12 protein-coding genes are annotated in these 14,556 nt (G+C 66.6%); 5 read left to right on the top strand and 7 right to left on the bottom strand.

The features are described 5' to 3' along the window. Positions 1-150: 150 nt before the first annotated feature. Positions 151-2,154, bottom strand: a complete 2,004-nt coding sequence (gene pheT / locus AAGI46_09465) for a phenylalanine--tRNA ligase subunit beta (GenBank protein ID MEM1012434.1) — start codon at positions 2,152-2,154, stop codon at positions 151-153. A gap of 202 nt (positions 2,155-2,356) precedes the next feature. Here pheT and AAGI46_09460 point away from each other — a divergent pair, with 202 nt between their 5' ends. Next, complete coding sequence (locus AAGI46_09460) at positions 2,357-3,757, top strand: flagellin (GenBank protein ID MEM1012433.1); 1,401 nt, start codon at positions 2,357-2,359, stop codon at positions 3,755-3,757. A gap of 180 nt (positions 3,758-3,937) precedes the next feature. On the opposite strand, the gene AAGI46_09455 is transcribed toward AAGI46_09460, so the two are convergent. The 5 genes from AAGI46_09455 to murJ all read right to left on the bottom strand — a co-directional run bounded on the left by AAGI46_09455 (position 3,938) and on the right by murJ (position 9,877). Continuing rightward, positions 3,938-6,763, bottom strand: a complete 2,826-nt coding sequence (locus AAGI46_09455; GenBank protein ID MEM1012432.1) for an ankyrin repeat domain-containing protein — start codon at positions 6,761-6,763, stop codon at positions 3,938-3,940. A 113-nt stretch (positions 6,764-6,876) separates the two neighbouring features. Beyond that, positions 6,877-7,122 (bottom strand): hypothetical protein, encoded by a 246-nt coding sequence (locus tag AAGI46_09450; GenBank protein MEM1012431.1) that lies wholly within the window; start codon positions 7,120-7,122, stop codon positions 6,877-6,879. Next, complete coding sequence (locus AAGI46_09445) at positions 7,119-7,592, bottom strand: DUF6677 family protein (protein ID MEM1012430.1); 474 nt, start codon at positions 7,590-7,592, stop codon at positions 7,119-7,121. The genes AAGI46_09450 and AAGI46_09445 overlap by 4 nt, the downstream gene beginning before the upstream one ends. A 28-nt stretch (positions 7,593-7,620) precedes the next feature. Beyond that, on the bottom strand, positions 7,621-7,938 hold the full coding sequence (locus AAGI46_09440; GenBank protein ID MEM1012429.1) for a hypothetical protein: 318 nt from the start codon (positions 7,936-7,938) through the stop codon (positions 7,621-7,623). 274 nt (positions 7,939-8,212) lie between these two features. Next, on the bottom strand, positions 8,213-9,877 hold the full coding sequence (gene murJ / locus AAGI46_09435; protein ID MEM1012428.1) for a murein biosynthesis integral membrane protein MurJ: 1,665 nt from the start codon (positions 9,875-9,877) through the stop codon (positions 8,213-8,215). Between murJ and AAGI46_09430 the strand changes: the two genes are divergently transcribed. The 3 genes from AAGI46_09430 to AAGI46_09420 all read left to right on the top strand — a co-directional run bounded on the left by AAGI46_09430 (position 9,876) and on the right by AAGI46_09420 (position 12,452). Continuing rightward, a complete protein-coding gene (locus tag AAGI46_09430) occupies positions 9,876-10,541 on the top strand; it encodes a hypothetical protein (GenBank protein ID MEM1012427.1) in 666 nt (221 codons plus the stop codon). The two genes, murJ and AAGI46_09430, sit on opposite strands and share 2 nt — an antisense overlap. A 75-nt stretch (positions 10,542-10,616) precedes the next feature. Next, on the top strand, positions 10,617-11,171 hold the full coding sequence (locus AAGI46_09425) for a hypothetical protein (protein ID MEM1012426.1): 555 nt from the start codon (positions 10,617-10,619) through the stop codon (positions 11,169-11,171). Between the two features lie 108 nt (positions 11,172-11,279). Then, positions 11,280-12,452: a glycosyltransferase family 4 protein gene (locus AAGI46_09420; GenBank protein ID MEM1012425.1), complete on the top strand. Its 1,173-nt coding sequence runs from the start codon at positions 11,280-11,282 to the stop codon at positions 12,450-12,452. Positions 12,453-12,479: 27 nt separating this feature from the next. Here the strand turns inward: AAGI46_09420 and AAGI46_09415 are convergent, their stop codons facing one another. Further along, positions 12,480-13,778: a peptidylprolyl isomerase gene (locus AAGI46_09415; protein ID MEM1012424.1), complete on the bottom strand. Its 1,299-nt coding sequence runs from the start codon at positions 13,776-13,778 to the stop codon at positions 12,480-12,482. Positions 13,779-13,848: 70 nt separating this feature from the next. Here AAGI46_09415 and AAGI46_09410 point away from each other — a divergent pair. Then, a partial coding sequence (locus AAGI46_09410; GenBank protein ID MEM1012423.1) for a metallophosphoesterase occupies positions 13,849-14,556 on the top strand: 708 nt, incomplete at its 3' end.

Genomic DNA, 14,556 nt, shown 5'->3' with positions numbered 1-14,556 from the left:
GACCCACGACCCACGACCCACGACCCACGACCCACGACCCACGACCCACGACCCACGACCCACGACCCACGACCCACGACCCACGACCCACGACTCACGACTCACGACTCACGACTCACGACTCACGACTCACGACTCACGACTCACGACTCACGCTCGCAGCGTGGCTTCGAAGGCGTCGCTGGCGCGTTGGACGAGCGTGGCGACTTGCGCGTCGGCTTCGTCGCGCGGGACGGTGGCGTCGTCGCGGCGGAAGACGAGGGTGAGGGTGACGGACTTGGTGCCCTTCTCCAAAGGCTTGCCGCGGTACGTGCCGCCGTGTTCGACGGCGACGACGTCGGCGAGCTTCGGTTCGACCACGGCGAGGTCGGCGAGTTGGGCGTAGGTCACGCCCTCGGCGACGACGAACGACACGTCACGCCGGGCCGACGGGAATCGCGACAGCGGCGGCGGAGACTCGGCGGGCTCGAAGCCGGCGACGAGTGGGCCGTGGATCAGCTCGGCGATCGCGGGCTGATGCTGCAGGTCGAGGTGCTTTTGGACGTCCTTCGACAGCAGCCCGATGTGGCCGACGACGGTGTCGCCCCAGACGATCTCGCCGGCCGCCCCTTTCGCGTAGCCGGCCGCTTCGGAGGGTCGGACCGATACCGGGCGATCGGCATCGAGTCGCGCGAGCAACAGGTCGATCGTGCCACGCAGCGTCGCGAAGTCCCCGCCGGCCAGGGCGAGGCGTCGCTCTTCGACCGGACCGGTTGGAGCCTGCCAGAAGACGCTGCCGACTTCGAAGACGCGGACCGGGCCGTTGCCGACGGACTCGTTGTGCCGGATCGCCTGGACGAGGCCGGGCAGGATGCTGGGGCGAAGATGCCCGTCGGCCTTGCGTACGTTGGGGTCGACGCGACGCAGCGATGTGCCGTCTGCCAGGAAGAAGTACCTCAGGCCGTCGTCGACGAAGCTGAAGGTGATCGCCTCGAAGTACCCCGCGGCAACGGCGGCGTCGCGGATCGTGTCTTCCGCGACGAGCCGCACGTCGGCGGGCTTGACGCGGACGTCGATGGTCTCGGCCATCGGAATGGCGTCGTACCCGACCACGCGGGCGGCCTCCTCGATCAGGTCGACCTCCTTCGTGATGTCCAGGCGATGGCTCGGGACGGTGCAGACGAGGCGATCGGCCTCTTCCTTGGGCGACAGACCCAGACCGACTAGGGCCTTGGTGACGGCGTCGCGATTGAGCTGAGTGCCGAGCAGGCGTTCGAGGGCCGACCAGCGGAGGGCTGGCGTGAGCGTCTCGAACGCGTCGCTGCCCGCCTCGGCCGCACCGGCGAGGAGCGTCCCGCCTGCGGTCTCGAGCATGAGCTGGGCAGCTCGAAGGCTGGCGCGGTGGGCGAGCGTTGGATCGAGGCCACGCTCGAAGCGGAACGACGAGTCGCTCATCAGCTTCAACCGTCGGCTGGTCGTACGGACCGACAGTGCGTCGAACCGGGCACTTTCGAGCAGGACGTTGGTCGTCGTCTCGCTGACTTCCGTCCGTTCGCCACCCATGACGCCGGCCAGCGCGACCGGTCCCTCGCCGTCGGCGATGACGAGGTCGGCGGTGGTCAGTGTGCGGTCGACGCCGTCGAGTGTGCGGATCGACTCGCCCTTTCGAGCGAGGCGGACGGTGATGGTGTCGCCGACGAGCTTGTCGAGGTCGAACGCGTGCAGCGGCTGGCCGAGCTCGAAGAGGACGTAGTTGGTGACGTCGACGAGGTTGCTGATGGGACGCAGGCCGAGGTGTTCAAGGCGACGCCGCATCACCTCGGGTGCCGGCTTCACGCTGAGGCCGGTCAGGACGCGTGCCGTGTAGTGCGGGCAGAGGTCGTTCGCCTCGATGACGACCTTGACGCGATCCGCGGCCGACTCAGCGGCTTCGGGCGGATTGGCTTCGGGCAGCGTGAACGCTCCGCCGGTCAGGGCGGCGAGCTCGCGTGCAACGCCGACGTGGCAGAAGAGGTCGGGTCGGTTGGACGTGATCTCGACGTCCATCACGTCGACGCCGGCGACTTGGGAGACCTCCTCGACAGGAAACCCGGCCATGGTCAGCCGCTCGCCGGCCTCCTGGGTGGAAGGGACGGGGTCGAGGTAGTCGGCGAGCCACTCGGTGCTGGTCTGCATCGGGCAGGGAGCGTAGCGGCGTCGGGCCAGTGGCTCCCGCAGCACGGGCGTCGCGTTTTTATTGGCCCCACTTATGGGACGCGCCTGGGGCGGGTCCGACTCTCGCGAAACGCACGTCCGACTTCCGACAAGACCCTCGGCCGCGGTCCACGGACGGACACGGCACAACCCAGTTCCCCCAGGATCACGGAGGATCCTTCGCATGCGTATCAACACCAACATCACGTCGCTGCAGGCTCAGCGTTCGCTCGGCCACAACAACAACGACCTCTCGATGCGCCTGGAGCGCCTCAGCACGGGTCTGAAGATCAACACCGGCAAGGACGGCCCCGCCGCCCTGATCGCGTCGGAGAACATGCGGTCCGAGATGGCCGGCATCCGGCAGGCGATCGACAACTCGACGCGGGCCAACAACGTCATCAACACCGCCGAGGGCAGCCTCGCCGAGGTCAACAACCTGCTCCTGCAGGTCCAGGCCCTCACCAACGAGGCCGCCAACACCGGTGCCCTGGCACCGGCCGAGATCGAAGCCAACCAGCTTCAGGTCGACGCGATCCTCGGCTCGATCAACCGCATCAGCAACACCACCACCTTCAACGGTGAGAACCTGCTCAACGGTGCGCTGGACTACACGCTCAGCGGCGTGACGGCCAGCAATGTGCCGGACGTCAAGATCAACAGCGCGGATCTGCCCGACAACGGCAGCATCGCCATCGACGTCGACGTCACGACCAGTGCTCAGACCGGCCGAATCACCGTCGGTGCCAACGCGTCGGGCGTCGTCACGCTCGAGATCGCCGGCAACAAGGGTGTCGAGCAGCTCACCTTCGCGAGCGGTACCACCACGATCGCCATGGCAACGGCCATCAACTCCATCAAGGAGTCGACGGGCGTCGAGGCCAACCTCAGCGGTACGACGCTGCACATCGACTCGGTCGGCTACGGCTCGAGCCAGTTCGTCAGCGTCGAGGCCATTAGCGGCCCGTGGAGTGCAGCCAGCGGCACGCGGGACACCGGCGTCGATGCCGAGCTCAGCATCAACGGCTCCGCCGCGGTGGCTGACGGCCTGAACGTCAAGAGCCGCGTCGGTGGACTCGACCTGGAGCTCGAGCTCTCGGTTGACTTCGGCACGCAAACCGCCGTCAACGAGTCGTTCAACGTCACCGGCGGTGGTGCGACGTTCCAGGTCGGCTCGACCGTCGGCTCGCAGGGCCAGGTCAACGTCGGCGTGGCGAGCGTAAACACGAATCGACTCGGCAACAACCAGGTCGGCTTCCTCAGCCAAATCGGCTCGGGCGGCGATGCCAGCCTCGTTGCCGGTGAGACCACCAAGGCTCAGGAGATCCTGACCGCCGCCATCCAGGAGATCGCGACGCTGCGTGGCCGACTCGGTGCGCTGCAGAAAAACGTCCTGGAGACCAACATCACGTCGCTGGGCGTCGCCCTGGAGAACGTGACCGCGGCCGAGAGCGACATCCGCGATGCCGACTTCGCCAGCGAGACGGCCCAGCTGTCGCGTGCTCAGATCCTGACGCAGGCCAACACGGCGATCCTCGCCCAGGCCAACGCCACGCCGCAGCAGGTGCTGTCGCTGCTGCAGTAAGGGTCGCTTCAACCTCCAACGCAACAGGCGTCGTCACCTCGGTGACGACGCCTTTGTCTTTTCTCCGCATTGTCCGTCATCCCGAGCGCAGCCGAGGGACCTCGTCTTGGTCTGCCATCGGAGAGCAGGCGAGGTCCTTCGACTCGCTGCGCTCGCTCAGGATGACGGAGGGGGTTTCGGCTACACCTCGTCATCTGCGTCGAACAGGCCGCCGCGGGAGAATGGGGTGTCGCTGGTCGGGCTGTAAGCGGCGACGGAGCGGTTGGACGGGCCGGAGTCGAAGCCGTTGCCGTCGTCGAGACCGCCGGCAAAGTCGGCGATGATGTCCATGGCCGGGGTGGATTCGCGTCCGCCGAAGTCGCCGTCCGGGCCGCCGATGAGCGAGACGCCGAAGCTCGTTCGCAGGAGCGCGAAGTCGATCAGGTTGACCCAGCCGTCGCCGTTTGCGTCGCCGCCGGTCAGACCGGGCGAGTTGAAGTTGGCACGCAGGATCGCAAAGTCGGCCAGCGTGACCGCCTGATCGCCGTCGAAGTCAGCCGGCAGGTAGTCGAGCTCGGCCGAGGAGAAACCGAACATGCCACGCGACTCTGGCGGCAGCTCGAAGGCGTTCCCGGCCAGGTCTTGGACGTTGCCGGTCGGGTAGACACGCCAGTGCCCTGCCGGCAGGAACATGCCGTCGACGGCCTCGACGACGACCTGCGTGTTGCCGCCGGCCAGCGTGGTCACGGAACGGATGCGCGTCGAGGCCGTGGTGCCGTCGTCGCGAACCAGGACGAAGTCGCCGTCGCTGACGGTGCCGATGGCCTCGTCGAAGGTGAGCGTCGCGCCGATGTAGCTGCCGCTCATCTGCGATTCGACAGCCAGAAGCTCCGGAGCGGCCGTGTCGGTGGTCCAGGCGGCGAGTTCGGCGGCGGCTTCGGGGTTGCCCTCGAGGATGGCCCAGTCGTAAGCGGTCCGGCCGAAGGCGTCGACCTTGTTCGCGTCGGCACCCTGCTCCAGGAGAAGCTTGGTGTGCGGCGAGACGACGTCGATGGTCGTCGAGACTTCCGCACGGGCGGTGATGGCCGACCAGTGGAGCGCGGTCCGCCCGTGGTCGTCCTTGACGTGGAGGTCGCCGCCGGCGTCGATGAGCGTGTTGATGCGAGCGCGGGTGTCCTCGGGCTGAACGAGGAAGATGCCGCCGACGTCGGTCGTGAACGAGATGCCGGCCATCTGCGAGGCCGATGCAATCATGAGCGGCGTCATGCCGTCGAAGCCCTGGGCGTTGATGTCCATGCCCAGGATCTCGGCCCGGTCCAGCACGTGGCTGAGCGTGTTGGTGATGTCGCCGTTGTTAATGCCAGCGGCGAGGTGGAGCACGTTTCGGCCACTGGGCTCGAAGACCTGCAGCATGCGGGAGTCGGTGATCTCCTGAAGCACGCCCTGCTGCCAGCCGACGCCGACGACGCGGTGGAAGTAGCTCATCCGCTGCAGGCCGATGCCTTGCTGGGCGTACTGGTAGATGCGGGTCGCGTCGGCCTCGACGGCGTCGATGGGTTCGCCGTCGATATTCGTGAGCGTCAGCATCGACCGGGCGGGCATGACGAACGAGATGGACGTGCCGTCGGGCGAGACGGTCAGCGGCACCTCGCCCGTGCCGTCCTGCGAGGCCAGACGAACCCAGGTTTCCTGCTGGCCGTTGTCGGCCTCTTCGGTGAAGTAGGCACGCCAGTCGTCGCCACCCATGCCGTGCGTGTCGAAGTTGTTGAGGTTGATGACGACTTCGCGGTCGAACTGGGCGCGGTTGGTCAGGACGACGGTGTTGGCGTCGTTCTCGGCGGTTTCGAAGGCGGCGGCGATGACGCGTCCGCCGCCGGAGCCGTCCAGATCGCGGTTGGTCATGCTCGATTCGACCAGGTTGCTGCCCGGGCGGACCCAGCGGGCGATGTGCTTGGTGGCGGCGTAGGTGCCGCTCTTCTGGAAGAAGTCGTCGCCGTTCTCGTCGACGCCGTCGAGGTAGTACCAGCTGCTGGTGCCGTCGCCGACGCTCTGCCAGGTGATGTGAGCGCTGAGCTTGCCGTCGTCGAGGTAGAGGAGCGTCTCTTCGAGGTAAGCAAGGCCCCCAGAGATGCTGGTGGTGCCCTTGCCACCCGACTCGGTCGACCAGATCGCCCGATTGGTCTGCTGCGTGACGTCTTCCCAGACCTTGGTGTCGGTGGTCGGCCCGAAGTGGGTGCCCCAGATGAGTTCTTCTGGCAAGTCCCGGTTGCGGCGGTCGTAGGCGTCGACGAGCGCGCCGGTCCATTCCTCGAATCGCCGGCCGAAGTTGAGGTCCTCGGCGATCATCAACTTCGTGTCCAGGCCGCGCAGCTGGAAGTAGTCGTGCACCACGACGAAGGTCTCGGCCATCGTGTGAGGCGTGTAGTGGGCGTTGGGGAACGTCTGGACGAACAGCGGCTCGTTCTGCAGAGCGACGACGTCGATCGTCACGCCCCAGTCGCGCTCGGCCGCGATGACGTACTCGGCGAGGTATTCGGCGAACTCGAGCCGCATCTCCGGCTTCACGTTGCCCGCCCCGCCGCGGTAGTCATGGCTGACCTTCATGAACCAGGGCGGCGACCAGACGCCCAGCAGGACCGTCTGGTCCTGCCGCTTCTCCAACTCCTGGACGTACTCCATCGTCGGCTTGAGCGCCAGCGAGTAGAAGTTGTCCGGGTCGGACGTGTACGGATCGTCGTCGTCGTTGATGTCCTCGAACTCCCGGCTGGCGGGAATGCGGACGATCGTCGAGCCCAGGTCGTTGGCGACCTCGTTGTAGAACTCGGCCCGCTCGTACGCCTCGGGCGAGTCCCAGTCGATGACCGACGAGCCGAAGCCGTCGATGCGTTGCTCCTTGTCGGCGAAGTTGATGTCGACCTCGACGACGGGGCCGGCGACGCTGAGCAGTCGGCGGTGTTCGAGGGTTTCGACGACGCTCCGCGACAAACGTCGGCGGGCGAGGGATCGGGAGGCGGCGGTGGGGTGCATCTTCGGAGGGATGAGTAGCTTGCGCGGGCGATGGTGCCCGCTGGCGAGTACGACGTTGACGTGGAGCCGAGGTTCGCCTCCGTGCGACCCGACACCGCAGATGGTAACGAGTGCTAGAGGACGAAGCCGACCAGGACGGTCAGCGCGACGGCTGCGCCGATTAGACCCAGCGTGAGGTAAAGGGTTAGCTTCAACGTCTCTGGCAAGAGCCGACTTGCCGTCGGCACCTTCATGGCTTTGTAGGCGACGCTGATGCCGACAAGGAGCGGCAGCAGCAGGATCGGCCAGGCGTCCCAGATCGGTGCGGGCGAGAGAAACGGCACCCACGCGGTCGACGAGGCGAGCAGCGGCATCGTCACGACTTGCCTCCCTGTCGGCTGGCCCGGCCGGAGGCGTCGAGGATGCCGATGAGGTTCATCATGCCGGCCGTCGCGCAATAGAGGACGCCGATGTCCGAGAGGCGTGCGGTTGGCTTCGGGTAGCCGTTGCGGGCCGCGACGATTCCGCCGTAGCCGGCCACGAAGGCGGACGGGCCGGTGAGCGACTGGGCGATGAACCAGGGCTTGCCCAGGACCGTGCCGACGGGGTTTTGCGTCAGCGTCCACGAGCCATTCCGCAGGATCTGCCGCTGCCCGTCGAAGTAGCCGGGCATGTCGACGACGCGGACTCCGCCGATCAGCAGCCCGCCGACAAAGAGCGAAGCGACGGCCGCGAAGAGTGCGACGCCACGCCACTTCTGGCCCACGATCGCGTGCCCGAGCCCCGGCACGGCCCACCCGGCCGCGGCGACGAGCCAGGGAGAGACAAAGGGCTGGGAACCGGTCGCCATTCAGTGAAAAACGAGGAAAACCGGAAGATCACCCCGCCGCGGGTGCGTCGGCCAGGAGCTCGAGTCGCGTGTACTCGTCGAGGTTGAAGGTGAAAACCTCGCCGTCGTCTTTGCGGATGACAAGCCGGTCGAGCCACAGCTTGTCGCCTCGGCTGTGGGCGTACCAGGAACCGGTCTGCCGCTGCTCGTACGAGACGATCGTGCCGACGTGCTCGGTGCCCCAGGCGTAGTGGCGGGCGGCGATCTGTTGGACGATCTTGACGCGGGCACCGGGACGAAGCCGCTGACGAATCGACGCATCGGTCGCAGCAGCGGTGGAATCAGAGGCGTCGGCAGCTTGAGCCATGGGAGCCTCGACTGTAGCAACGGCGCGGGCCGGTGCGAACTTGTCGTCGAGGGACGTTCCGGGTCTCGCACCGACTGCGACCCGCAGGGTCGCAGCTACCTGCGATGAAAGTGGGATTTCTAGAAGAAGATGCACATTTGAGCGACCCTGACCGGGTAGCTGCGACCTTGCAGGTCGCAGTCAAACACAAGTGGACGTCGCTAGTCGAGTATCTCGAACCGCGGGCTGTAAGCCCGCGGCTATACGGAGAACGGGTGATCTTCGGGGTAAATCGTCATTTTCCACGCCGTGGCAACCGCAGGACGCCCGTCGCGCCGGTCAGCGCGAAGTAGACGCCCGCGCCGGTGACCATCGTCACGCCCAGCCGCAGGGCCGACCACGTGGTCGAGTCGTCGCCTATCCACCGGATCGGCCAGCAGGCGGCCACCATCGCGCCTGTCGCGAGGAGCATGATCGCCACGGGCCGGATCGACTGGCCCAGCCCGATGCCGCCGAGTCGGCGATTGAGGAGCAGCATCATCCAGAGGCTCTGGATGGCGAAGCTCGCGAAGGTGCCGACTGGCATGCCGACCTCGCCCCAACCGCGCGGCAGGAGCCAGATCAACGGCAGCTCGATCACGATATTAATCGCAAGATTATACATCGCCCAGCGCAGCGGGACCGTCGTCTCCTGCAGCGCGTAGTAAGCGCGATTGACAATCTGTTGCAACGCGAAGGCCCAGACCGCCGCGGAGTAGACGGCGACGCTCGTCGCGACCAGCTGCGTGTCTTCGGTCGTGAAGCGTCCCCGTTCGAACAGAACACGGACGGCGTCGGTCGCCACGAGGACAAGGCCGAGACTCGCCGGAATCCCAAGAAAGACCGCGCTCTCGATGCCGCGACGAAGGGTCTGGCGGAACGAATCATTCCGTCCGGCGTCGAACTTGGCGTCGCGGGCGAGCGCGGGAAAGACGGCGGTGGCGAGCGCGATAGCGAAGACGCCGAGCGGGAACTGGTAGACGTACTGGGCCCAGTTCAGCCGCGCCGCCGCTCCTGCCGCCATCGGGGTCCAGCCGCCAGGGACGGCATCGGGTTCGGCCGCCAGGAAGAACGCTATCCCCTTGTCCAGCAACACTCCGATCTGCAGGACGGCCGCGGAGAACGCGACGGGCAGGCCGATCCGGACCATCTGCCGGGTCCGCCTGGACCAGGCGCCCGTCGTCGGCAGGAACCGGTAGCCGCTGGCTTTCAGGCTCGGCCAGAGCAGCAGCACCTGCAGCACGCCGCTCACGACGACCGCCCCGCCGACGGCGTAGGTGGCTCGGATTCGCTCGTTTTCCAGTGATAAATCGAAGAAAACGGCACATCCGCCGATCGCGGCGATGAGACAGAGGTTGAGCAGCACGCTCGCCGCCGCAGGTGCGGCGAATCGGCCGTGGACGTTGAGGAACCCGCCCAGGAACGCGGCCCCGCAGACGAAGACCACGTACGGCAGCATGATCGCCGTCAGCCCCATCGCCAGCCGATGGTCCTCTCGGCCGATTCCGCTCAAAATCAAGGAAATCAGGACGATTTCGACGGTCAGTGTGATGGCCGCCAGCGTCGTGACGAGCAGATTGGTCCCCTGTGCCGCGAACCGCTGGGCGGCCCGTTCCCGACCCGGCGTGGCGTGTAAACGGGCATAAATCGGAATAAAAGCCGCAGAAAGCGCCCCTTCGCCGAAGAGCTTGCGGAAGAGATTGGGGATCGTGAACGCGATCGTGAACGCCGACCAGACCGGTCCGGCCCCGAAGGCGGAGGCGGCGATCGACTCGCGGGCCAGGCCGAGAATGCGGCTGCCGAAGGTGATCGCGCCGATCAGGCGGGCGTTGGCGGCGACGGAGCGTCCCTCGGGCACGACCTGCAAGGCGTACCGGCCTGGCGAGGTTTCTGCAAGCGGGCCGGTCGTAACGTGCGGCATGCGAATCGTCGCCGCGGCCTTACCCCTTTTGACGGCGACGCTCCTGGTCGGTTGCGGCGGACGGTCCACGCTCGACGTCGACGAACGCCCCACCAGTCGCCCCGTCGGCACGCTCGGCACAGGCTTTTTCGAGCCGCGCGTCGAGGCCTTCGTCATTCCGCCCAAAACGTGGAGGCTCGATCCGCCCAAGATCAACGACGAGCGGTCGCACCTCACGTGGCTCAGCCCGACGGGCGACACGGCGTACGGCGTGGTTTACTTCAATGTTCCTGGAATCACGACGCTTTTGCCCACCGAGTTCCTCCATCGCAGAGCGGCCGATCGGTACATTGAGGAGTTCGACAAAGAGGTGGGCGACGCAACGCTCGAGTCGCAGGCGTGGGACGATTCGATCGACGCGATGCGCCTGGTCGCCGAGGGCGGGCCGTACCGGGTGCGGTCGATGCTGCGGATTCGCGGCAACCGCGGCTGGAGCGTCTACGCCGGCACGCTGCGAGAGAATGCCGTCAACGAGGCCGAACTCGACTTGGCGGTCTCAGCGCGCGAAGCCACGCAAGTCGGCCTTGATGCCGAAGGCGGTGGAGAGGCGGCAGAGGCGGCATTGGATGACGTCGCCGATTCCGGGGATCGCAGTCAGATTCGCGAGGAAAAACCAGTAGATTGAGGAACCCGGGTCCGGCGCCCGGTGTCTAAGCCGCCGAACGCCCGGCATGTCGTCGGGTCCACGAAAGGGTTTGCCATGACACGAGTCGTAACACTTGTCGCCCTCCTGACTACCGGCGTCGGCTTTGCAGCTGCACCTGCTTCGGCCGGTGAATGCTCGCGGGACGCACTTCGCGAGCGCACCAAGTTGCGGGCCGATGTGCTGAAGCGCGATGATTTCCTTCGCGACGTCCATCGCTCGTCCGCACGCGATCGGTTCCTCGCCAATCGTCGCGGCGAGGCCGTGGCCCAGTCACGCGTGGTCTTCGAGTCGCGCGGGCACCACCGCGATCGCTATCGCCACCACCGCGACGATTTCCGCCGCGACTACAGACCTGTCCGTCGCTCGTCGTTCTACGAGACGACCTACTACGAGCGGCCACGCCGGCACATTCGCTACGACCACCGCCCGGTCGTCCGCTACAGCCATCGGCCGGTCGTCCGGACCAACGTCGGCATCAACCTCGGCGTTGGCAACTGCTACCGGCCTTACAACGGCCTGCGCTACTACCGGCACGGCTATGGGCACTACCGCCCGTTCATCCGCGGCACCTACGTCCGGCCGGGCTTTGGCATTTCGGTCAAGTTCTGACAGCGGTTCTGGTAAGGTCCGCGCCACAGCCATCTCTCCCCTCCGAGGGTCCGGCCGCTTGACGGTCGGACCTTCTGCTTTTGTGGGACTCTTCGGTAGACTTCGCGTGTGCAGGACTCCGGACGGCCGCTTCGCATCGTCCACGTCATCACGCGCCTCATCGTCGGCGGTGCCCAGGAAAACACGCTGCTCAGCTGCGAGGGCCAGCACGACCTCGGGCACGACGTCATGCTCCTTGCCGGGCCGACAACCGGGCCCGAAGGCAGCCTCGTCGACCGCGTCCGCGACTACGGGTACAGCTTCGAGGAGATCCCGGCACTGCGGCGCAGCGTCCTGCCGCGCAAGGACTGGGCGACCTACCACGACCTTCGTGAGCGGATTCGTCGGCTGAAGCCCGACGTCGTCCACACACACAGCTCCAAGGCCGGCATCCTGGGTCGCGTCGCCGCGTGGGACGAGAAGGTGCCCCACGTCCTGCACACCGTCCACGGGCTTTCATTCACCGCCAGCCGACGACGGCTCGTCAACAACGCTTATGTCCTCCTGGAGCGCTACGCGGCCAAGCGTTGCCACACGATCGTCGGCGTGGCGGACGCGATGAACAAGGCCATGCTCGACGCCGGCATCGGCAAAGCCGACCAGTACGAAACGGTCTACAGCGGCATGGCGACGGGTGCGTTCACCTCAGCCGTCGACCAGCGGCCGGAAGTGCGTCAGGAGCTGCGTCTCGCGGACGACGATGTGGCCGTCGTCACCGTGGCCCGGCTTTTCGACATGAAGGGCCACGACGATCTTCTGAGCCACGCCGAGCGGCTTTGTCGTCAGCATGCGAACCTGCGATTCGTCTGGGTCGGCGATGGATCGCTCAGGCCGAGGTTCGAGCGGCAGATCGCCGAGATGGGGCTGCAGGATCGGTTCCGCCTCGTCGGCCTCGTTCCACCTGAGGACGTGCCGCGGTACGTGGCGGCGTGCGAAGTGCTGGCCCACCCGTCTCGCCGTGAGGGGCTCGCCCGTGCCCTGCCGCAGGGGCAGCTGGCGCGGTTGCCCGTCGTGACGTACGACATCGACGGCAACGCCGAGGGTCTGCTTCCCGGTGAGAGTGGCTTTGCGGTGCCTGCGTTCGACGTCGACGCCTTCGTCGCCCGCATCTCGGAACTCGTCGGCGATTCCCAGCGCCGCCAGGCCATGGGTGCCGCTGGCCAGACGTTTGCGGTCAATCGGTTCTCGACCGAGACGATGGTGCGCCGCCTGGAAGACGTCTACCGACGCGACGTCGGCTGACGGGCGAATTCCCCTTGGAAAGTCAGACTACCGAGCGCTCGCGGCGGCTTCCTCGGCGCGCCAGGCGTCGTATTGCTGCATGACCACTTCCATCGCTGTCTGGGTCATCAGCCGCTGGGCGGCGAGTTCTGGAACCTTGGCGCGGCCGAGTTCGCGGCGGATGTAGTCGTCGACCAGCCGATTCTGCTCGGCAAGTGCGAGTTCGTTGTTCAGCCGACGTTGCACCTCGGCAAACGTCATCGTGCGCGGTGTCTCCTTCTCGCGGACCTGGATCACGTACCACCGACGCGCTTCACCCTCGCCTACGGCGACGAGCGGTGCCACTGTGTCGACCTCCGCCTCCCACGCCGCCTCAGCGACCTGCGGGATGGCGAAGGCTCCGCGGGCGATCGGAAGCATCCAGTCCGGCGGCAGCCCGCCGCGAGAGGCGTAGTCGGCGTTGTCGCTGTTGTTTCGGGCCAACTCGCCGAAGTCCTCACCGGCCAAGGCCCGCTCGTGCAGTGCCTCGGCCCGTGCCTTGGCGGCCTCGATCGCGATCGGATCGGCCGACTCCGCTGCGATTTCGATGAGTGCGAAGACGATCCCGCCCGGGACGTCGAACTCGCCCTTCTCCCGCCGATCCTCATACGCCTCACGCAGTTCCGCCGCGGCCGGGCGGACGCGTGGGGCGATGTGCTTCTGCATGAAGATGTCGTTGAGCCGACGCCCGTACTCGTCTTCGCCGAGCTGTTCGAGCGTCATGCCGAACTGATCCCTTGACGCACGCCTGGCCTCGGCCTCGCTGCCGCCGTTTTCGGTGATGAATCGCTCACGCCAAAGCATCGTGAGGAACTTGGCCTGCTGTCGCTCGAGCGGGTTGAGGTTTCGCTCGTAGACGCTCAGGTAGAGCTTGTTCCTCATGCGGACCTGCAACTCCTCCTGGATGATGCGGAACGCTTCTGCTCCGAACTGGTTCCGTGGAAGACGCAGTGCCCGGGCGCGGAGCTGGTTTTTCCGGGCATTGATGACGTCCGCCGCGTAGACCGCACGGCCGTTGAACTCGCCCAGGACGCCGTCGACGGTGACGTATTCGAGTTGCGGCGGCTCACTCTCTTCGGGCCTCTCAACGGGCGGTGCCTCGACGCGGCCGGGCGTCTGGCTGCCGGTGGGCGTGAGTGGCGTCTGGATCGGGTCGTCGCCGACCTCGTCGATCGTGCGGACGTCGGCGTCGTCGTCGAAATCGAGGAACCGCTCGTCCGGCATCGGCGGGACGACGACCTCGGGACTGGAGCAGCCGACGATCACGACCGCCGACGTTGCGAGCACGATGGAGCGCAGCGAATTCACTTCTGAATGTTATCGGTTCATCGAGCCGATTCCGACCCGTCGCCAAGGCGGGCACTTCCTAGCCTGCCGCTTGCGGACGATCGCGCACATCAGCGACATCCATTTCGGAGCAGAAGACCCGGCAGCTGTCGAGGCGTTGCGGGACGATTTGCTCGGCGAGCCGTACGACCTGCTGGTCGTCAGCGGCGACTTCACCCAGCGTGCCCGCCGACGGCAGTTCGAGGCGGCGAAGGCGTTCATAGACGCCCTGCCTCAGCCGCACCTGTACGTGCCGGGCAACCACGACGTGCCGCTCTACGACGTCTTTCGGCGGTTCGTTAAGCCGACGGGCAACTACCGCAAGCACGTCACGCCCGACCTTCGGCCGGTGTTCCAGGACGAGCAGATGCTCGTCCTCGGGCTCAACACAGCGAGGCCTATCTCGAAATCCATCAACGGTTTCTGGAAAGATGGCCGCCTGTCGTGCGCGCAGTTGCTCGATGTGCACCTGGCGTGCCTGAAAGCGCCGGCGGAGCTGTTCAAGGTGGTCGTGACGCACCACCCGTTCCTTCCGCCGCCAGACGCGCGGGAACACGGTGCGGTGCAGGTTGAAGGCCTTGACGCCCTGCCGGCGGCGAAGAAGGTCTCGCCGCTCGTCGTCCACGGCAGCGGCCGGGCGCTCGTGACGATGGAAGCCGTAGGCGTGGAGTTGCTCCTGGCGGGTCACCTGCACATGAACTACTCCGGCGACGTCCGCAGCCACCACGAGGCGGTCCGCCGCAGCATCCTCAGCGTCCAG

Source organism: Planctomycetota bacterium (assembly GCA_038746835.1).
Taxonomy (GTDB): Bacteria; Planctomycetota; Phycisphaerae; order Tepidisphaerales; family Tepidisphaeraceae; genus JBCDKH01.
The sequence above is the reverse complement of the archived record's forward strand: the minus strand, read 5'-3'. Positions and strand labels throughout refer to the sequence as shown.